This is a genomic window from Kineococcus radiotolerans SRS30216 = ATCC BAA-149 (assembly GCF_000017305.1).
Classification (GTDB): Bacteria; Actinomycetota; Actinomycetes; order Actinomycetales; family Kineococcaceae; genus Kineococcus; species Kineococcus radiotolerans.
The window spans coordinates 3,838,345-3,858,245 of record NC_009664.2 but is presented as its reverse complement, the minus strand read 5'-3'; the positions used below and the strand labels follow the sequence as shown (position 1 = coordinate 3,858,245).

13 protein-coding genes and 3 rRNA genes are annotated in these 19,901 nt (G+C 71.0%); 1 reads left to right on the top strand and 15 read right to left on the bottom strand.

Annotated features, from left to right (window positions below; all coding sequences use genetic code 11):
* Positions 1-18 precede the first annotated feature (18 nt).
* From KRAD_RS18300 to KRAD_RS18250, 11 genes are all read right to left on the bottom strand, one after another.
* Positions 19-1,077 carry a glycosyltransferase family 4 protein gene (locus KRAD_RS18300; protein ID WP_041292201.1) on the bottom strand — a complete coding sequence of 353 codons (1,059 nt, stop codon included), beginning with the start codon at positions 1,075-1,077 and terminating at the stop codon, positions 19-21.
* A 29-nt stretch (positions 1,078-1,106) separates the two neighbouring features.
* Complete coding sequence (gene murJ / locus KRAD_RS18295; protein WP_041292200.1) at positions 1,107-2,726, bottom strand: murein biosynthesis integral membrane protein MurJ; 1,620 nt, start codon at positions 2,724-2,726, stop codon at positions 1,107-1,109.
* The gene (locus tag KRAD_RS26145) at positions 2,723-3,583 is read right to left on the bottom strand and encodes a hypothetical protein (RefSeq protein ID WP_012087139.1); all 861 of its coding nucleotides are present in this window, start codon (positions 3,581-3,583) and stop codon (positions 2,723-2,725) included. The genes murJ and KRAD_RS26145 overlap by 4 nt, the downstream gene beginning before the upstream one ends.
* Entirely contained in the window at positions 3,580-4,548 is a 969-nt protein-coding gene (locus tag KRAD_RS18285; RefSeq protein WP_012087138.1) for a copper transporter, read from the bottom strand. Before KRAD_RS18285 ends, KRAD_RS26145 begins: the two co-directional genes overlap by 4 nt.
* Positions 4,549-4,615: 67 nt before the next feature.
* Positions 4,616-5,761, bottom strand: coding sequence for a putative cytokinetic ring protein SteA (gene steA, locus KRAD_RS18280; RefSeq protein ID WP_049821279.1), 1,146 nt, complete (start codon positions 5,759-5,761; stop codon positions 4,616-4,618).
* A 91-nt stretch (positions 5,762-5,852) separates the two neighbouring features.
* Entirely contained in the window at positions 5,853-7,688 is a 1,836-nt protein-coding gene (gene recN / locus KRAD_RS18275; protein ID WP_012087136.1) for a DNA repair protein RecN, read from the bottom strand.
* Positions 7,689-7,692: 4 nt separating this feature from the next.
* The gene (locus tag KRAD_RS18270) at positions 7,693-8,631 is read right to left on the bottom strand and encodes an NAD kinase (RefSeq protein ID WP_012087135.1); all 939 of its coding nucleotides are present in this window, start codon (positions 8,629-8,631) and stop codon (positions 7,693-7,695) included.
* Positions 8,628-9,440, bottom strand: coding sequence for a TlyA family RNA methyltransferase (locus KRAD_RS18265; RefSeq protein ID WP_012087134.1), 813 nt, complete (start codon positions 9,438-9,440; stop codon positions 8,628-8,630). Before KRAD_RS18265 ends, KRAD_RS18270 begins: the two co-directional genes overlap by 4 nt.
* 1 nt (position 9,441) lies before the next feature.
* A complete protein-coding gene (locus KRAD_RS18260; RefSeq protein WP_157873646.1) occupies positions 9,442-9,627 on the bottom strand; it encodes a hypothetical protein in 186 nt (61 codons plus the stop codon).
* A gap of 10 nt (positions 9,628-9,637) precedes the next feature.
* The gene (locus KRAD_RS18255) at positions 9,638-10,735 is read right to left on the bottom strand and encodes an HAD-IIA family hydrolase (RefSeq protein WP_012087133.1); all 1,098 of its coding nucleotides are present in this window, start codon (positions 10,733-10,735) and stop codon (positions 9,638-9,640) included.
* On the bottom strand, positions 10,732-11,172 hold the full coding sequence (locus tag KRAD_RS18250; RefSeq protein WP_012087132.1) for a tetratricopeptide repeat protein: 441 nt from the start codon (positions 11,170-11,172) through the stop codon (positions 10,732-10,734). Before KRAD_RS18250 ends, KRAD_RS18255 begins: the two co-directional genes overlap by 4 nt.
* Positions 11,173-11,281: 109 nt before the next feature.
* On the opposite strand from KRAD_RS18250, the gene KRAD_RS18245 reads away from it, so the two are divergent.
* Positions 11,282-12,424, top strand: a complete 1,143-nt coding sequence (locus tag KRAD_RS18245; protein WP_157873645.1) for a DUF1015 family protein — start codon at positions 11,282-11,284, stop codon at positions 12,422-12,424.
* Between the two features lie 125 nt (positions 12,425-12,549).
* Here the strand turns inward: KRAD_RS18245 and rrf are convergent.
* From rrf to tyrS, 4 genes are all read right to left on the bottom strand, one after another.
* A 5S ribosomal RNA gene (gene rrf / locus KRAD_RS18240) occupies positions 12,550-12,666 on the bottom strand.
* A 199-nt stretch (positions 12,667-12,865) separates the two neighbouring features.
* Positions 12,866-16,017 (bottom strand): 23S ribosomal RNA (locus KRAD_RS18235).
* Between the two features lie 604 nt (positions 16,018-16,621).
* A 16S ribosomal RNA gene (locus KRAD_RS18230) occupies positions 16,622-18,140 on the bottom strand.
* The 16S, 23S and 5S rRNA genes sit together here, the layout of an rRNA operon.
* A gap of 490 nt (positions 18,141-18,630) precedes the next feature.
* A complete protein-coding gene (tyrS, locus tag KRAD_RS18225; protein WP_012087130.1) occupies positions 18,631-19,899 on the bottom strand; it encodes a tyrosine--tRNA ligase in 1,269 nt (422 codons plus the stop codon).
* Positions 19,900-19,901: the final 2 nt, after the last annotated feature.

The window sequence follows — 19,901 nt, the reverse complement described above, 5'->3', positions numbered from 1 at the left end:
TTCCGGCGAGGGTCGGGATCAGCCCCGGGCCCGGGCGTGGACGGCCAGCACCTGGGCCAGCGCCGCGGCCCCGTCGGGCAGCTCACCCGCTCGCCGCGCGGACCGGCGCGCCCGCTCCGCCCGCAGCCCGGGGTCGTCCAGGAGCGCCCCCACGGCCTCCGCCACCGCCCGGGCGTCGCCCACCGGCACCAGGACGGCCGCGTCCCCCGTGACCTCCGCGGTCCCGCCCGCGTCGGTCGCCACCACGGGCACCCCGGCCCGCAGCGCCTCCTGGACGAACACCGGCTGCCCCTCCCACAGGCTCGTGCTGAGGGCCACGTCCGCGGCGGCCAGCAGGTCCGCCACGTCCTCGCGGCGCCCGGCCAGGCGGACGGGCAGCTGCTCGTCGTCGATCCGGCCCTGCAGCTCCTCGCGCAGCGGCCCGTCGCCGACGACGACGACCCGGGCCCCCGCGGGCAACCGGCCCGCCGCGTCGAGCAGCGTCGTCAGCCCCTTCTGGGGGGCGAGGCGGGCCACGGCGAGCGCGACCGGGCCCTCCCCCAGCACCGCCCGGCCCCGCACCGGGTCGCCCGGGGGCAGCGGGGGGGCGGGGACGAGGGCCCGCTCGACCCGCCGGGCGCCGAGGGAGCGGGCCAGCGAGACCAGGTCGCCGGAGACGCCGAGGACGACGTCGGCCCGGCGGCACACCGCCCCCAGGACGGCCGTGCCCAGCCGGGCCCGGGGCGCGCTGCCCAGGACGGCGTTGTGCAGGGTCACCACGAGCGCGGTGCCCCGCCGCGCGGCGAACGCGGCCACGAACCCGGCGCGCACGCCGTGGGCGTGCACGAGGGCGCCCGGGAGCGCCCGCACGGCCCGCCGCAGGGTGAGGGCGGCCCGCAGGTCCCGGACCGGGTCGAGGTCCGCGCCGATCTCGACGGCGCACGTCGGCACCCCGAAGTCGAAGCGCCGCAGCGTCTCCGCCGGTGCCGCGACCCGGACGTCCACCCCCGCGGAGCGCAGGCCCGCGCAGAGCTCGACGGCGTGGCGCCCCACTCCCCCGGCGCTGCTGGCGAGGACGAGGACGACGGGAGCGGGCACGGTGCCTCCTGCGGAGCGGCGGACGGGGGTCAACGGCGCACGACGCGGCGCAGGGTACCCGTCAGGACCCGCACGTCGGTGGGGGCGCCCAGGCGCGCGACCACCGCCCAGGCGAGGGCGGCCAGGACCGCGGCCGCGACCCCGAGGGCGACCTCGCCCGCGGTGCTCCCCACCCGCAGGCGCACGCCCAGGAGACCGCCCGCGACCCCGCCGGCGAGCGCGGCGAGGACCGCGGCCACGACGACCCGGGCGAGCCCGGCCAGCGAACCCGGCCCCGCGGCGCGGTGCACCGCCCGCAGCAGCAGCACCCCCGCGACGCTGAGGCCGAGGGTGTGCGCGAGGGCGAGGGCGCTGACCACCCGGTCCGCGGGCAGCAGCGGCGGCAGCACGGCCACCCCGAGCAGGACGACCGCCCAGCCCAGCACCGTGCCGGCGGCCGCGGCGCGCCCCTCGCCCAGGGAGTACAGCGCGCGGGTCAGCAGGGCGACGAGGCCGTAGCCGAGCAGCGCGGGGGCGAAGAGGACCAGCGAGGCCGCGAGGTCCCCGCTGCGGCCGGACCCCACCCGGCTGACCACGAAGACGACCGCGACCGGGGAGGCCACCGCGGCCAGCACCCCGGCGCCGAGGGAGCTGACCAGCAGGACCGTGCGCACGGCGGGGGCCAGGAGGGCGGCGAACTCCTCCCGGCTCCCGTCGGCGGCGCGCGCCAGGCGCGGGAAGACCGCGGTGGCCACCGGGACCGCCAGCACCGCGTGGGGCAGCAGGAACATCGCCCAGGCGTAGCTCCACCGGTTCACCGCCCCCGGGGAGACCTGGTTCGCCGCCACCGCCACCGCGACGGTGACGACCTGCTGGGCCAGCAGGACGGCGAGACCGGACAGGGCCAGCGACCTCAGGCGTCGCCCGTCCCCGGGGGCCGGACGCCAGGTGGGGCGCCAGCGCACGGCGCTGCGCAGCGCCGGGGCGTGGGCGAGGGCCAGGACGAGCACCCCCAGGGTCGTGCCGCCGGCGAGCACCGCGACGGCGCGGGCCGGGACGTCGGCGAGGTCGCCGCGCACGACGGCGGCGGGCACGATCCCCCCCACCACCAGGTAGGTGCCCCCCACGACCAGGCTGGAGACCAGGGGGGCGGCCGCGGGGGCGGTGAACCGCTGCTGGGCCTGCAGCACGCCGGCGAAGACGACGGCCACCGCGTACAGCGGGACCTGGGGCAGGAACACCCACAGCATGACCGTCCCGGTGCGCAGCAGCGAGTCCCCGCAGCCCTGCTCCGAGCCGCCGCGCAGCAGGAGGCCCATGACCGGGCGGGCCAGCAGCGCGGTCAGCCCCGCCACGACGACGAGGACGAGGACGCTCCAGGTGAGCGCGGCCGAGGCCGTCCGGGAGGCGTCCGCCCGCAGGCGCTCGTCACCGGAGGCCAGCCGGGAGGACAGCAGCGGCACCAGCACCCCGGCCAGCGCTCCCCCGGCGACGACCTCGAACAGGACGTTGGGCACCAGGTTGGCCGTGGTGTACGCGGTGCCGAGGCAGGTGTCGCCGACGGTCTGGCTGAAGGCGAGGATGCGGCCGAAGCCGGCCAGCCGCGCCAGGACCGTCAGCAGCGCGACCGAGGCGGCGGCCGCGGCCACCGAACGGACCCGGGGGGTCACGGACGGCCGAGGCGGTCGAGCTCGCGCAGCAGGGGCTGGGCCTCGATGACCCGGCTGAAGCTGACCCGCTCCGAGGCGAGGGTCAGCCCGACCACGACGGCCAGGGCGCCCAGCCGGCCCGGTCGGCGCCAGCGGGCCAGCGCCGCGACGCCGAGGACCGCGCCCAGGGCGTTGGCGCCGGTGTCGCCGAGCATGCTGCGCCCGGCGAGGTCGTCGGGCAGGACCGCGGAGCAGGCGCCGAGGACGGCCGCCGCCACCGGGCGCGCCGCGGCGGCTCCCCGGCTGCCCGGAGCGCCGACGGCCAGGGACGCGGCGACGACGGCGGCGACCTTGGCCGCCCGGCCCGGGCGCAGGTCGAGCAGGTTCAGCAGGTTGGCGCTGCCGGCCACCAGCGCCCCGCCGGCGAGGGTGTCGAGCAGCTGCGCGGGCGTGCGCGGGCGCTCGACCGCGACGGCGGCGGCCAGCCCGGTCGCCCCGATGCCGAGCACCTTCCACGTCCCCGTGGTCACGCGCCCGCGGCGCAGGGCCGCGAAGTGCCCGCGCAGACCGCGGGCTCCCGCGTCGCGGTCCCCCGCCCGCTCGGTGAGGTCGTCCAAGGCTCCGAAGGCGCCCGCACCCAGGGCCGCGACGAGCCCGGCGGAGCGGAACGGCGCGGCCGCCGCCACCGAACCGGCGGCCACGGCGAGCGCCGCCACCGGCCCCTCGAGCAGGGTGACGACGTGGCCGCGGTGGTTGCGCCGCTCCCAGCGCCGCGCCCCGCCCGGGGGGTGCTCCCCCGCGAGGCCGGCCAGCCGCCGGGCGCCGCCGCGGGCCGCGGAGACGGCCAGCACCGCGCGCAGGACCGGGGCCGCGCTCACTGCGGCGCCGCCGGCAGCGGCGGGCTGACCGCGCCGGCCGACCCGGCGGTGCCGTACTGGCCGGCCCCGCCGGACAGCTGCTCGCGCAGGGCGAGGACCACGTTGACCCGCCCCACCGGGGAGTCGAGGTCCCCGACGCCGCTGACGGTGTCGGCGACCCCGGAGTCGGCGCGCAGCGCGGCCAGCGCCCCGCCGTCGGCGGCGGCCTCGGGGGGCCCGGCCAGCACCGCCCCCGCGCTGGCGGTGTCGAGCTCGCGGGCCAGCGCCGTCCACGCCGCGGCGTCCGCGCTGAGCTGGGCGTCGGTGGCGTCGGAGTCCGCGGCCCCCGCGACGACGAGGGCCAGGGTCCCGCGCGGCAGCGCCGCGCCGGTGCCCCCCTCGACCTCCACGAGACCCGCGTCGGCCAGCGCGGTGAGCACCGCGGCGCCGCCCTCGTCGGGCTGCGCGGTCCCGGCGAGCTCGGTCGTGACCAGGGCCCGGGCCAGTCCCGCCGCCAGCAGGTCCTCCGTCCCGGCGTCGGTGTCCGGGGCGGTGCTCAGCCGGCCTGTGAGGTCCTTCGCGACGTCGTCGCGCAGGCTCCCGGCGGAGGGGTCGACCCAGGCGTTCTGGACGGTGACCTGGGCGGAGACCGTGGCCCCGGCCTGCTCGATCACGTCGACGGTGGCGTCGACCTGGCTGGAGTCGGCTCCGGGCAGTTCCACGACGGCGACGCTGCGGCCGCCGAGCTGCCGGGCGACCAGGGCCGGGGCGACCGCCTCGGCCCAGTCGTCGCGGGACTCCACCGACGTCAGGGCCGCGTCGCGCTCGGTCCGCAGCTGGTTCTTCTCCGTGGTCAGCTGACGCACCTGGTCGGTGATCCCCGTCGAGATGCCCTCGTTGAGGGGCCCGGCCCCCAGCACGATGCCGACCGCGAGGGCCATGAACACCGACACCAGCGAGACGACGTGGTAGCGGAAGTCGATCACTGGTCATCCTGTCGTCGGGAGCTGGTGCGGCGCGGCGGGCGCCCCGGCCGGGGGCGCCGGGGGGCGGTCACGGCCCCTGCCCGGGCAGCAGCCCGACCAACCCGGCCCAGAGGTCCTCGAGGCGGGCGCCGGTGACGGCGAGGATCGCCTGGCCGGTGGGGGTCACCAGCAGCGCGGCGACGAGGGCCAGCACCCCGGCCAGGACCAGGAGCACGACCTGGGAGTCGGAGATGCGCGAGCGGTACAGCCGGGACACGCCCTTGGCGTCGACGAGCTTGCCGCCGACGCGCAGCCGGGTCAGGAACGTGCTGGCCATGCCCGACCGGCCCTTGTCGAGGAACTCCACGAGGGTCACGTGGGTGCCGACCGCGGCGATGAGCGTGGCGCCCTTGTCGTCGGCGAGCAGCATCGCCACGTCCTCGCTCGTCCCGGTGGCCGGGAACACCACGGCGTCGATGCCCAGCGCGCGCACCCGCTCCAGACCCGGCGCCCGGCCGTCGCGGTAGGCGTGCACGACGACCTCGGCCCCGCAGCGCAGGGCCGCGTCGGACACCGAGTCCATGTCGCCCACGATCATGTGCGGCTTGTAGCCGGCCTCGAGGATCGCGTCCGCGCCGCCGTCCACGCCGATGAGCACCGGCTTGTACTCGCGGATGTAGGGCCGCAGCGTGACCAGGTCCTCCTTGTAGTGGTATCCGCGCACCACGATGAGGACGTAGCGGCCGTCGAGGTCGGTGCGGATGTCGGGCACCCCGACCCCGTCGAGGAGGAGTTCCCGCTCCCGCCGCAGGTACTCCATGGTGTTGGCGGCGAACGCCTCCAGCTGCAGCGACAACCCGGCGCGCGCGGTCTCCATGTCGGCGGCCACCACCTCGGCGGTGAGCCGCCGGCCGCGGGCGACCTCGCGGCCGTCGTGGCGGACGACGTCGTCGACGAGCTGGACGCGGGTGCCCTCGGCGAGGTCGGTCATGACGTCGGCACCCACGTCGTCCACGACCGGGATGCCGGCCGCGACGAGGATCCCCGGCCCGAGGTTGGGGTAGCGCCCGGACGTGCTGCGGGAGGCGTTCACCACCGCGGCCGGTGCGCACGCGACGAGGGCCTCGGCGGAGACGCGGTCGAGGTCGAGGTGGTCGATGACGGCGACGTCGCCGGGCCTCAGGCGCTTGGTGAGCCGCTTCGTCCGGCGGTCCACCCGCACCGTGCCGTCCACGACCTCGACGACGGCGGCACCGGGACCGTTCGGATCGGCCGGGGACGCGTCACCGCGCGTTCGCCGACGCCTGATCACCGTGGAAACTCCCTCACCCCTGCGTCCGTCGGCCCCCCGTCGTGCGCGGGGCCTTGCCCGATCGTCCCACGCGGGCGGCACCGCCCTGCGCCGCACGCGCCGTCCGGCGAGCGCCGGCCGGCCCGGTCCCGTCACCCTGCACGGCTTCTGCACGGGAGGAGCGCAGGAGTTCCTCGGCGTGCGCGCGCGCCGTCCCGGACCCCCGCCCGGACAGCATGCGGGCGAGCTCCTCGATGCGGCCCTCGTCCTCGAGGCGCACCACCCCGGACTCCGTCACGCTGCCGTCGTCGGTCTTCACGACCGTCAGGTGGCGGTCGGCGAAGGCGGCGACCTGCGCGAGGTGGGTGACGACGACGACCTGCGTCGTGCGGGCCAGCCGGGCGAGGCGCCGCCCGATCTCGACCGCCGCCCGGCCACCGACCCCCGCGTCGACCTCGTCGAAGACCATGGTGGGCACCGGGTCCGCTCCGGCCAGGACGACCTCGAGGGCCAGCATGACCCGGGACAGCTCACCTCCGGAGGCCCCGCGCGACAGCGGCCGGGCCGCGGCCCCGGAGTGGGCGGCCAGCAGCAGCTCGACCCCGTCGCAACCCCACGGGCCGAGGTCGTGACCGGTGTGCACGGCGACCTCGATCCGGGCGCTCGGCATCGCCAGGGCCGTCAGCTCCGCGGCGACCCGCTGCTCGAGGTCCGCCGCGGCGGAGCGGCGGGCCGCGCTCAGGCGCTGGGCCAGGGCGCGGAGCCGGACCTCGAGGTCGTCCCGCTCCTCGGCCAGCGCCTTCACCCGGCCGTCGTCGTCGAGGTCCAGCAGCCGTTCGGCGGCCTCGCGCGCCCACCGCAGCACCCCGGCGACCCCGTCGGCGGGGTCGGCGGCGTGGCGCCGGACGAGGGCGGTCAGCTGGGCCCGGCGCTCCTGCACCACCGACAGCCGCAGCGGGTCGGCCTCCAGGGACTGCGCGTAGGCCGCGACCTCCGTTGCGAGGTCGGCGAGCAGGTAGGAGATCTCCCCGGCGCGGGCGGCGAACCCGGTCAGGGCCGGGTCGTGGTCCCCCGCCTGGGCCAGCGCCCGGCGCGCGCTGTCGACGCGGGCGTCGGCACCGCCCTCACCGACCCCGTCGCCGCCGGCGACCTCGCCGGTGAGCGCCTCGTGGGCCGTGGCGACCGCGGCGCGCAGCACCTCCACGTGGGCCAGGCGGTCGGACTCCTCCCGCAGGGCCACGTCCTCGTCGGGCTGGGGGTCGACGCGCTCCACCTCGTCCAGCCCGAGCCGCAGCAGCTCGGCCTCGCGGGCGCGTTCGGCCGTGGAGCCGGCGACGCGGTCGTGCTCGGCGGCGACCGCGCGCCAGCGGGCGTGGAGCTCCTGGTACTGCGCGAGGTCGGTCGCCACCACGGCCCCGGCGAAGGCGTCCAGCACCCGCAGCTGCTGGACGCCCGAGCGCAGCCGGAGCTGGTCGGTCTGGCCGTGGACGGCCACGAGGTGCTCGGAGATCTCGGCGAGGACCCCGACGGGGGCGCTGCGACCGCCGACGTGCGCCCGGCTGCGGCCGGTGGCCGCCAGGGTGCGCACCAGCAGCAGTTCGCCGTCGTCGACGTCGCCGCCGGCCTCCCGGGCGCGGGCCGCCACGGCCCCGTCCTCGGGGACCAGCACGCGGCCCTCGACGACGGCGGCGTCGTCCCCGGCCCGCACGGCGCCCGCGTCGGCGCGCTCGCCCATGAGCAGCCCGAGACCGGTGACGACCATCGTCTTGCCCGCGCCGGTCTCACCGGTGATGACGGTCAGCCCCGGCCCCAGGGGCAGTCGGGCGTCGCGGATGACCCCCAGGGAGCGGATGCGGATCTCCTCGATCACGCCGTCACCCCCCGTCCGAGGACCGGGGGCCGCGCCAGCCCTGGACGGGCAGGCCGAACTTGGCGACGAGCCGGTCGGTGAAGGCGCCGGAGCTGAGCCGCGCCAGCCGGATCGTGCGCGGGGAGCGGCGGACCTCCACGCGCGCCCCGGCCGGTGCGGCGAAGGTCCGGCGCCCGTCGCACCACAGCACCCCGCCGTCGCCCATCCCGGGGAGCACCTCGATCCCGACGACGGAGGTCGGGGCGATGACCAGCGGCCGGGCGAAGAGGGCGTGGGCGCTGATGGGCACCACGAGCAGGGCCTCGACCTCGGGCCAGACGACGGGTCCGCCCGCGGAGAACGCGTACGCCGTCGACCCGGTGGGGGTCGCGGCGATGACCCCGTCGGCGCCGAAGGTGCTCAACGGCCGGCCGTCCACGTCCACGACGAGCTCGAGCATCCGCTCCCGGTTGGCCTTCTCGACCGACACCTCGTTGACCGCCCAGGAGGAGGCCACGACCTGACCGTCGAGCAGCACCTGCACGTCGAGGGTCATCCGCTCCTCGACGCGGTAGTCCGCGGCGACGACCCGGGCGACGGTCCCGACGACCTCCTCGCGCTCGGCCTCGGCGAGGAACCCGACGTGCCCGAGGTTGACCCCCAGCAGCGTCGTCGCGGTGCCGCGCACGAGCTCCGCGGCCCGCAGGATGGTGCCGTCGCCGCCCAGGACGATGACCATCTCCGCGCCCGCGACGGCCCCCTCGAGGTCGCGCTCCTCGACCAGCGCGCGGTCGGCGACGCTCAGCGCCGCCGCCTCGTCGGGCGTCATGAGCGTGCGGATGCCGGCCTCGTGGAAGCGGCGCACGACCTCGGTCAGGGCGGACACGGCCTGCGAGCGGCCCGTGTGGGCGAGCACCAGGACCGACCGGGCCGCCTGCGGGACCCCGGTCCGGGGAGCGCTCACGACAGCCCCGCCTGGGGGCCCTCGGCGATCGCCCGCGCGAGGTCGTCCTCGACGAGGGGCGGCGCGCCGGCGCTCAGGTGCAGGAAGTACTCGACGTTGCCCGACGGCCCGGGGAGCGGGCTCGCCGCCACCCCCCGCACGCCGAGGCCGACGGCGGCCGCCGCGCCCGCCACGGTGCGCACGGCCCCGGCGCGCAGTTCGGCGCTGCGCACGACACCTCCGGCGCCCAGCGCGTCGCGGCCGACTTCGAACTGCGGTTTGACCATGAGCACGTGCTCCGCATCGGGGGTGACGCACCGCACCAGCGCGGGCAGGACGAGGGTCAGGGAGATGAAGGACAGGTCCGCCACGACCAGGGAGGGCTCCGGGGAGACCTGCTCGGGCTCGAGGGTGCGGACGTTGGTGCGTTCCAGGACGGTGACGCGTTCGTCGGTGCGCAGCGACCAGGCGATCTGGCCGTAGCCGACGTCGACGGCCACCACGTGCGCGGCCCCGCGGCGCAGCAGGACGTCGGTGAAGCCGCCCGTGCTGGCCCCGGCGTCCAGGCAGCGCCGGCCGGTGACGTCGACGCCGAACGCGTCGAGGGCCCCGACGAGCTTGTGGGCCCCGCGCGAGACGTACTCGTCCTCCTCGCCGGCGTCCTCCACGAGGATCGCGGCCGCGACGTCGACCTGGGTCGCGGGTTTGGCCGCGGTCGCCCCGGCGACGCGCACGCGGCCGGCGGTCACCAGCTCGGTCGCGTGCTCGCGGGACCGAGCCAGCCCACGGCGCACCAGCTCGGCGTCGAGACGGAGCCTGCGGACGGCCACGTCACCCCTCCGTCGCGGCCAGCCGCTCGCGCAGCGCGTGGTCGACGGCGGTGTAGACCTCCACGTGCTCGTGGACGCTGAGGGCGTCGAGGCCGTCCAGGCGGGCGAGGACCTCGTCGAGGGCACGGTCGGGGGCGGCCTCGCGAGGCTCACCGGGGCGCGGCGCCCCTCCCTGCTGCGTCATCACGGGCGTCACGCTACAAGCCGGGCGCGACGTGCCCCGGGACGCCGTCCACAGCCGCGTGTTCGACCGGGCGTTCGACGTGCCCGGTGAGGGCCGCGACGGCTCCCCCGAGGTCGACGCCCCGCCCGTCGTCGGCGCACGCCCACGCGGCGGCGGCGGCGGCCCGCAGGACGTCCAGGCCGTCGGGTCCGGGCGCACCGGCGCGCACCACGACGGCGCCCGACTCGATCTCCACCTGCGCCCCCCGGCAGGTCGCCCCGGCCCCGTCGGACCGGCGGGAGACCTCGACCACCGGGTGGACGTCGGCGAGACCGCGCAGGTCGTGGCTGACGAAGTGCGGACGCTCGCGCGGGGCCGCGGCGAGCAGTTCCGCGGTGCCGGTGACCCCGGTCAGCACCAGGAGGCCGGGCAGCCCGGCCGTCCGGGCGCCCTGCAGGTCGGTGTCGAGGCGGTCCCCGACGACGAGCGCGGAACGGGCGTGCAACCGCGCCACGGCGGCGTCGAAGAGGGCCCGCTCCGGCTTGCCGCAGACGACGTCGGGCCCGCGGCCGGCGGCGCGGGCCACGAGGTCGACCAGGAGCCCGTTGCCCGGCGCCGGCCCCCCGGGGGTCGGCACGGTGGCGTCGAGGTTGGTGGCCACCCACGGCAGCCCCGACCGGACGGCGTGCGTGGCCTCGGACAGCTGCGCCCAACCCAGGTCCGGGGAGAAGCCCTGGACGACCGCCTGCGCCTCGCTCCGGTCGTCGGTGGGGCGCAGCCCGACCTCGGTGAGGGCGACCCGCAGGCCCGTCCCCCCGACGAGGAGGACCGCTGCACCGGGGTCCAGGAGGCCGGCGAGGTGGGCGGCCGCAGCCTGGGCGGAGTTCACGACGTCCTCATCGGCGGCGGGCACCCCGAGGTCGCGCAGATGGGCCGCGACCGTGCCGGGGGTCCGGGAGGCGTTGTTGGTGATGTAGCCGAGCCGGAGGCCGGTGGCGACGGCTCCCCGGAGGGCGTCGACCGCGTGGGGGACGGCGTCGGGGCCGACGTAGACGACCCCGTCGAGGTCGAGGAGGAGGACGTCGTGGTCGTCGAGGAGGGAACCGGTGCTGGCGGACAGGGTGCTGCTCACGAATTCCCCAGGATCTGCCGCGCCGCGATCGTGGCACGGACCTGTCGAAGGCGGTCGGCGTACTCCGGGCGGTCCGGGCGCATGGCGTGGGCCATGGCCAGGTGCTCGACCGCGGGGCCGAACCGTCCGAGGCGGCTGAGACACAGTCCCAGCCCGAAGTGAGCGTAGTCGTCGGCCGGTCGGGCCGCGGCGAGGTCCCGGAACGACTCCGCCGCCCCGGCGACGTCGCCGGAGTCGTACTGGGCCCGGGCGAGCGCCTCGAGGACACCGGTCGATCCCGGTTCCTCCGCGTGCGCCCGGGCCAGCAGCGTGGCCGCCGCTGCGGCCTCCCCCGCCGACAGCAGGGCGAGACCGCGCTGCAGCCACTCGTAGGGGCCACCGGTGGGCCAGCCGGGAGGGCGTCCGCCCTCGCCACCACTGGGACTGCTCTGGGGCACGGGTGACCTCCTCGTGGTCAGGAAGGGTGTCGACGTCCACGACCGTAGGATGCGGCGGGTGGAGCATGCACGTACGGCGACGCGTGCGCCCTCCGACCACCGTCCTGAGGTGGATCCCAGCACTCGTGGACCGCTGGTGCGGCCCTTCCCGGGACTGCGGTACGTCCCCAGCGTGGCGGGACCGCTGGCCTCGCTGCTCGCACCCCCGCACACCGAGCTGGACCGGGCGAGTCGACGTGCCCTGCTGGCCTCCTCGCCGTACGTGGTGACGCACCTGGAGCGCCCGGAGTACGACCCCGGTCCCGGGCGCGCGGTGACGCGGTGGTCCGCCCAGGGCGCCCTGGTCCAGGACGCGCCCGGGTTCTACGTCGTGCGTCAGGAGCAGGAGGGCCGCTCCCAGCACTTCCTCCTCGGGCAGTTGGACGTCAGGGTCGGTGACGACCGCGTCCACGCCCACGAGGGCGTGTTCCAGCAGGCGGTCGAGGCCAGGCTCGAGCGGCTGGAAGCGACCGGTGTCGACTCCGAACCCGTCCTCGTGGTGGACAGCCACCCTTGGCCGGTGCCGTGGACCGATCCGAGCACGGTCGGACACCTCCTCGACGTCGCCGACGACGACCTCCGTCACGTCGAGGTCTGGGGGCTCCACGACCCGGACGTGGTCGCCCGACTGTCGAGCGCCTCGGCGTCGCACCGGTTCCTCATCGCCGACGGCCACCACCGGCACGCGGCCGTCCTGCGGGCAGCCCAACGGGACGGCGCTCCGCGGTCCCTCCTGGTCGCGGTCGCTGACGACACCACGGAGCCCGTGGACCTTCGTGCGCTGCACCGGATCGTGCCACGGGCCGTGGCTGAGGAGGTCCTGAGGCGGGCGCATCGGCGGCGCGACGTCGACGACGAGGACGTCACGGCGTTGCGCGGTGCGATCGAGGGTCTGGGACTCGATCAAGCTCTGGTGGTGACCGGTTCGTCAGCGGCGGTCATCGACTGCCCGCCGATGGTGGGCCCCACGACGGGCAGCGGAGCGTGGGTCGACTCCGTGGCCCTGAGCCTCGGAACGGCGAGCTCGGAGACCCGCTACCGCGCCGACGTGGAAGGGATGATGCGTCCTCCCGAGGACCGAGGGGCTGTCTTCCTGCCGAAGCCGCAGATCGGAGCGCTGCAGGAGATGGTTCGCCGAGGGCAGGTGCTCGGCCGGAAGACGACGTCATTCCGACCGAAGCCGCTGGCTGGGACCGTCCTGCGGCTGCGCTGACGCCTCGCCGGCGCAGCTCCACCGCCTGAGGGGTTTGGGGCAGCCGCTGAATGGCCTTGGATATGGGTGTGGGGAGCAGCCCGGTACGGGCTGCTCCCCACACACCTCTCACCACAAGTGTGAGTGGCCGGCGGTGACCTACTCTCCCACCCAGTCTCCCGAGCAGTACCATCGGCGCTGGTGGGCTTAGCTTCCGGGTTCGGAATGAGACCGGGCGTTTCCCCACCGCTATGACCACCGGACCACAAAGGTCAGGATCAAACCACACCCCACCCCCGACAGACGAAAGTCTGCGCAAGAGTGGTGTGTTCGAGTTCTCTCCCGAGAACCACACAATGGACGCGAACACCAGCAGCGGTGCTTGATCTCGTAACCGTTCAAGTACTCGCCTCAACCCCACACCCCACCGCACTGCTCAGCAGTGATGGTGACTGGTGCGTGGTAGACAAGTGATCGGCCTATTAGTACCGGTCAGCTCCACAACTCTCTCGTCGTTGCTTCCACACCCGGCCTATCAACCCCGTCGTCTACAGGGAGCCTCTCACCCCACAAGGGGGCACGGAAACCTCATCTCGAAGCAGGCTTCCCGCTTAGATGCCTTCAGCGGTTATCCCTTCCGAACGTAGCCAACCAGCCATGCTCCTGGCGGAACAACTGGCACACCAGAGGTTCGTCCGTCCCGGTCCTCTCGTACTAGGGACAGCCCTTCTCAAGTTTCCAACGCGCGCAGCGGATAGGGACCGAACTGTCTCACGACGTTCTAAACCCAGCTCGCGTACCGCTTTAATGGGCGAACAGCCCAACCCTTGGGACCTACTCCAGCCCCAGGATGCGACGAGCCGACATCGAGGTGCCAAACCATGCCGTCGATATGGACTCTTGGGCAAGATCAGCCTGTTATCCCCGGGGTACCTTTTATCCGTTGAGCGACCGCGATTCCACACTCCACGGCCGGATCACTAGTCCCGACTTTCGTCCCTGCTCGACCTGTCGGTCTCACAGTCAAGCTCCCTTGTGCACTTACACTCAACACCTGATTGCCAACCAGGCTGAGGGAACCTTTGGGCGCCTCCGTTACTCTTTAGGAGGCAACCGCCCCAGTTAAACTACCCACCAGGCACTGTCCCTGATCCGGATCACGGACCGAAGTTAGACATCCAGAACGACCAGAGTGGTATTTCAACGTTGACTCCACCCACACTAGCGTGTGAGCTTCACAGTCTCCCACCTATCCTACACAAGCCGTCCCGAACACCAATACCAAGCTATAGTGAAGGTCCCGGGGTCTTTCCGTCCTGCTGCGCGTAACGAGCATCTTTACTCGTAGTGCAATTTCGCCGAGTTCGCGGTTGAGACAGCGGGGAAGTCGTTACGCCATTCGTGCAGGTCGGAACTTACCCGACAAGGAATTTCGCTACCTTAGGATGGTTATAGTTACCACCGCCGTTTACTGGCGCTTAAGTTCTCAGCGTCCCCACCACAAGGGTGAGTAACCGGTCCCCTTAACGTTCCAGCACCGGGCAGGCGTCAGTCCGTATACATCGTCTTGCGACTTCGCACGGACCTGTGTTTTTAGTAAACAGTCGCTTCCCCCTGGTCTCTGCGGCCCTCAAACGCTAGCCCGCAAGGAGCTTCACGTCTCAGGCCCCCCTTCTCCCGAAGTTACGGGGGCATTTTGCCGAGTTCCTTAACCACGATTCACTCGAACGCCTCGGTATTCTCTACCTGACCACCTGAGTCGGTTTAGGGTACGGGCGGCTCGAACCTCGCGCCGAGGCTTTTCTAGGCAGCATGGGATCACCCTACTTCCCCCCGAAAGGGTCACCATCAGGTCTCAAGCTCGACATTCAAGTCAGCGCTGCGGATTTACCAACAGCACGCCCTACACCCTTGGACGTGGACAACCATCGCCACGCGGAAGCTACCCTCCTGCGTCACCCCTGTTAATACGCTTGACTACTACCGGATCGGGTCACACGCTCCACCAACCACCACCCGAAGGTGGTGGCGGCTTTGGGTGCTTAGCATCCCCGGCCTCACCATGGACGGTTCTACGCCGGTACGGGAATATCAACCCGTTGTCCATCGACTACGCCTGTCGGCCTCGCCTTAGGTCCCGACTTACCCAGGGCGGATGAACCTAGCCCTGGAACCCTTGGTCAATCGGCGGACGGGTTTCTCACCCGTCATTCGCTACTCATGCCTGCATTCTCACTCGCGTGCAGTCCACAACCCATCACCAGGCTGCTTCACCCCACACACGACGCTCCCCTACCCATCCACACACCTGCAGACACTCAGAACAAGTCCAAGCACCTGGGGTTAACATGTGAATGCCACAGCTTCGGCGGTGTACTTGAGCCCCGCTACATTGTCGGCGCGGAATCACTTGACCAGTGAGCTATTACGCACTCTTTAAAGGGTGGCTGCTTCTAAGCCAACCTCCTGGTTGTCTGCGCAACTCCACATCCTTTCCCACTTAGCACACGCTTAGGGGCCTTAGCTGATGATCTGGGCTGTTTCCCTCTCGACTACGAAGCTTATCCCCCGCAGTCTCACTGCCACGCTCTCACTTACCGGCATTCGGAGTTTGGCTGACGTCAGTAACCCGGTGGGGCCCATTAGCCATCCAGTAGCTCTACCTCCAGCAAGAAACACGTGACGCTGCACCTAAATGCATTTCGGGGAGAACCAGCTATCACGGAGTTTGATTGGCCTTTCACCCCTACCCACAGCTCATCCCCCAGGTTTTCAACCCTGGTGGGTTCGGTCCTCCACACGGTCTTACCCGCGCTTCAACCTGGCCATGGGTAGATCACTCCGCTTCGGGTCTAGAGCACGCGACTAAAAACGCCCTATTCGGACTCGCTTTCGCTACGGCTACCCCACACGGGTTAACCTCGCCACGCACCACTAACTCGCAGGCTCATTCTTCAAAAGGCACGCCGTCACAGGTACAAGCCTGCTCCGACGGATTGTAGGCACACGGTTTCAGGTACTATTTCACTCCCCTCCCGGGGTGCTTTTCACCATTCCCTCACGGTACTTGTCCGCTATCGGTCATCAGGAAGTATTTAGGCTTACCAGGTGGTCCTGGCAGATTCACACGAGATTTCACGAGCCCCGTGCTACTCGGGACATGCTCCCAAGGAGGCCGCAATGTTTCGCCTACGGGGGTCTCACCCACTACGCCGGACCATCCCAGGCCCTTCGGCTACACCACGACTTTCTCACTCCCCGACCAGGTGGTAGCCCAGTCCAGAACACTCCCACAACCCCTCACCCGCAACCCCTACCAGGTATCACACGAGCCAGGTTTAGCCTCATCCGCTTTCGCTCGCCACTACTCACGGAATCACTCAATTGTTTTCTCTTCCTGTGGGTACTGAGATGTTTCACTTCCCCACGTTCCCTCCACGCACCCTATACATTCAGATGCGGGTGACCGCCCATGACGACGGCCGGGTTTCCCCATTCGGACACCCTCGGATCAACATTCGGTTGCCAACTCCCCGAGGCTTATCGCAGGCTCCCACGTCCTTCATCGGCTCCTGATGCCAAGGCATCCACCATGCGCCCTTAAACACTTGACCACCACACACCACCCACCACCACACACCCGCCGAAGCGAGAACAGCGATGAACGATCAATGCGGGTCAAGGCGATAAACTTGAACCCAAACCACAAAGACACGGACCACCCACCCAGACACCCACGAAGGAGCCCCTGGACGCAACGGTCCGATCATCAGAGGATTATCTACTCGACGAACACCACTACTAAAAGATGTTCGCGTCCACTGTGCAGTTCTCAACAGACAACCCGCACCCACCTCTAACGACCACCACCAGCACCCGCAGAGCACCACCGAAGTGACAACCCTCTGCAAGCCGATGTGAATGACCAAGGCAGGCCCAGACCAAGAAACCACCCGCAACCCCGTCAATCACTCGACGGAGTTGCCGGCCGGTCCCTCAGGACCCAACAGTGCGCCAGACCCTTTCCGAACTCCCCACCGCGTTCCACTCCCGCACGCGGGAGGTACTGACAGCAGAAGAAGCCAGAAAGAATCGTGTTGATGTTCCACCCTTGAGCACCGGCCCCGGAACGTACGTCCGAAGAAACCGGCCCACCCACCCTCACCACCAACCCACGACGGAGCCGGTGGTCTGTGAGGTGTGGTTGATGCTCCTTAGAAAGGAGGTGATCCAGCCGCACCTTCCGGTACGGCTACCTTGTTACGACTTCGTCCCAATCGCCAGTCCCACCTTCGACAGCTCCCCCCCTTACGGGTTGGGCCACCGGCTTCGGGTGTTACCGACTTTCATGACGTGACGGGCGGTGTGTACAAGGCCCGGGAACGTATTCACCGCAGCGTTGCTGATCTGCGATTACTAGCGACTCCGACTTCACGGGGTCGAGTTGCAGACCCCGATCCGAACTGAGACCAGCTTTTTGGGATTCGCTCCACCTCACGGTATCGCAGCCCTCTGTACTGGCCATTGTAGCATGCGTGAAGCCCAAGACATAAGGGGCATGATGATTTGACGTCATCCCCACCTTCCTCCGAGTTGACCCCGGCAGTCTCCCATGAGTCCCCACCATAACGTGCTGGCAACATGGAACGAGGGTTGCGCTCGTTGCGGGACTTAACCCAACATCTCACGACACGAGCTGACGACAACCATGCACCACCTGTACGCGACCAACTAAATGACACCCCATCTCTGGGATTCCACCGCGCATGTCAAGCCTTGGTAAGGTTCTTCGCGTTGCATCGAATTAATCCGCATGCTCCGCCGCTTGTGCGGGCCCCCGTCAATTCCTTTGAGTTTTAGCCTTGCGGCCGTACTCCCCAGGCGGGGCGCTTAATGCGTTAGCTGCGGCACGGAATCCGTGGAATGGACCCCACACCTAGCGCCCAACGTTTACGGCATGGACTACCAGGGTATCTAATCCTGTTCGCTCCCCATGCTTTCGCTCCTCAGCGTCAGTAACTGCCCAGAGACCCGCCTTCGCCACCGGTGTTCCTCCTGATATCTGCGCATTTCACCGCTACACCAGGAATTCCAGTCTCCCCTACAGCACTCAAGTGTGCCCGTACCCACTGCAAGCTCAGAGTTGAGCCCTGAGTTTTCACAGCAGACGCGACACACCGCCTACGAGCTCTTTACGCCCAATAATTCCGGACAACGCTTGCACCCTACGTATTACCGCGGCTGCTGGCACGTAGTTAGCCGGTGCTTCTTCTGCTCCTACCGTCACTTTCGCTTCTTCGGAGCTGAAAGAGGTTTACAACCCGAAGGCCGTCATCCCTCACGCGGCGTCGCTGCATCAGGCTTTCGCCCATTGTGCAATATTCCCCACTGCTGCCTCCCGTAGGAGTCTGGGCCGTGTCTCAGTCCCAGTGTGGCCGGTCGCCCTCTCAGGCCGGCTACCCGTCGTCGCCTTGGTAGGCCATTACCCCACCAACAAGCTGATAGGCCGCGAGCCCATCCCCAGCCGAAAAACTTTCCACCCACACACCATGCGGTGATGAGTCGTATCCGGTATTAGCCACCGTTTCCAGTGGTTGTCCCAGAGCCAGGGGCAGGTTGCTCACGTGTTACTCACCCGTTCGCCACTGATCCCCCCCGAAGGGGTTCACCGTTCGACTTGCATGTGTTAAGCACGCCGCCAGCGTTCGTCCTGAGCCAGGATCAAACTCTCCGTCGAAAAACCTTCCACCCCCAACCACCCCCGAAAGGAACAGTCAGCGATGTAGATCATTTCACTTCATAGTTGACCCTTGGACTCGAAAACCCCACCCCCCACTGGCGTGAAAGAGGCGGAGATCAATCCCAAAGGAATCCCCGACCATCCACCCCCACCACACCAGACGATGCAGCAGAACATGAACAGCCATTGGGGGTTGATACATATGGCATCAACACTTTTTGGCACACTGTTGAGTTCTCAAGAACCGGACGCACCCACCCGGACAACCCCCCGAACCGGAGAGCCCCCGAAGAGGGACAACTTCCCCACCTTAACCCGACACCAAGCCAAACTGCAACCCGATGACGCCCAAGATGACCACCACCCCCAGACGCGGACCACCCAGACTCACAAGCCCCAGGTCTTCCGCCCCGCCGGGGCGACATGAAGAACAGTACGCGGCCCCCGCGGGCCAGTGCAAATCCGCTCGTCCTCGGGGGCCGATCGCTTACTGCGGCAACGGAACCGCCACCGATGCGAGCGACTTCTTGCCTCGCCGGAGCACGGCGTAGCGGCCGTGCAGGAGCTGCACGTCCCTGAGCGTCGCCTCCGGGTCAGTGAGCTTGATGTTGTTCACGTAAGCCCCGCCCTCCCCGATGGTCCGGCGGGCCCCGCTCAGGCTGGGGGCCAGGCCGGTGTCGGCGAACAGCTGAGCGAGCCGGACGTCGCGGTCGGCCGGCGCCGCCGTGGGCAGCTCCGCGAGCGCACCGCGGAGGATGCGCTCGTCGATGGCCTCGAGGTCGGACCCGCCGAAGAGGGCGGCGGCGGCGGCCTCGACGGCCACCGCGGCCTCCTCCCCGTGCACCAGGGCTGTCACCTCGTGGGCGAGCGCCCGCTGCGCCGCGCGGGCCCGCGGGTTCTCGACGGCCTGCCGGCCCAGCTCCTCGATCTCCTCGCGGGGCCGGAAGCTGAACGCCTTGAGGTAGTCCACGACCTTCGCGTCCTCGGCGTTGAGCCAGAACTGGTGGAAGGCGTACGGCGAGGTGAGCTCCGGGTCGAGCCACACCGCGCCGGACTCCGTCTTGCCGAACTTCGTGCCGTCGGCCTTGGTCAGCAGGGGCGTCGCCAGCGCGTGCACCGTCCGCTGGTCGACCCGGCGCACGAGCTCGCACCCGGCGGTGATGTTGCCCCACTGGTCCGACCCCCCCAGCTGCAGGGTGCAGCCGTGGCGGCGGTGCAACTGCAGGTAGTCGTTGCTCTGCAGCAGGACGTAGCTGAACTCCGTGAAGCTGATGCCGGTCGTCGCGAGCCGCTTGCTCACCGCCTCGCGGTCCAGCATGCGGTTGACGCTGAAGTGCTTGCCGACGTCGCGGAGGAACTCGATGGTGGACATCGACTGCGTCCAGTCCAGGTTGTTCACCATCGTCGCCGCAGCGGGTCCGTCGAAGTCGAGGAACGGAGCGATCTGCCCCTGCAGGCCCGTCACCCAGCCGGCCACCACCGACGGGTCGTTCATCGTCCGCTCCGCGGAGGGACGCGGGTCCCCCACCAGACCCGTCGCCCCGCCGACCAGGATCAGCGGGCGGTGCCCCGCCTGCTGGAGGCGCTTGGCGGTCAGCACCTGGACCAGGTGCCCGACGTGCAGGCTGGCCGCCGTCGGGTCGAAGCCCACGTAGTAGGTGAGCGGTCCCGTCTGCAGCGCCTCCTGCAGGGCGGCCTCGTCGGTGGAGTGCGCCACCAGGCCCCGCCACTGCAGCTCGTCCCAGACGTCGTTCACGA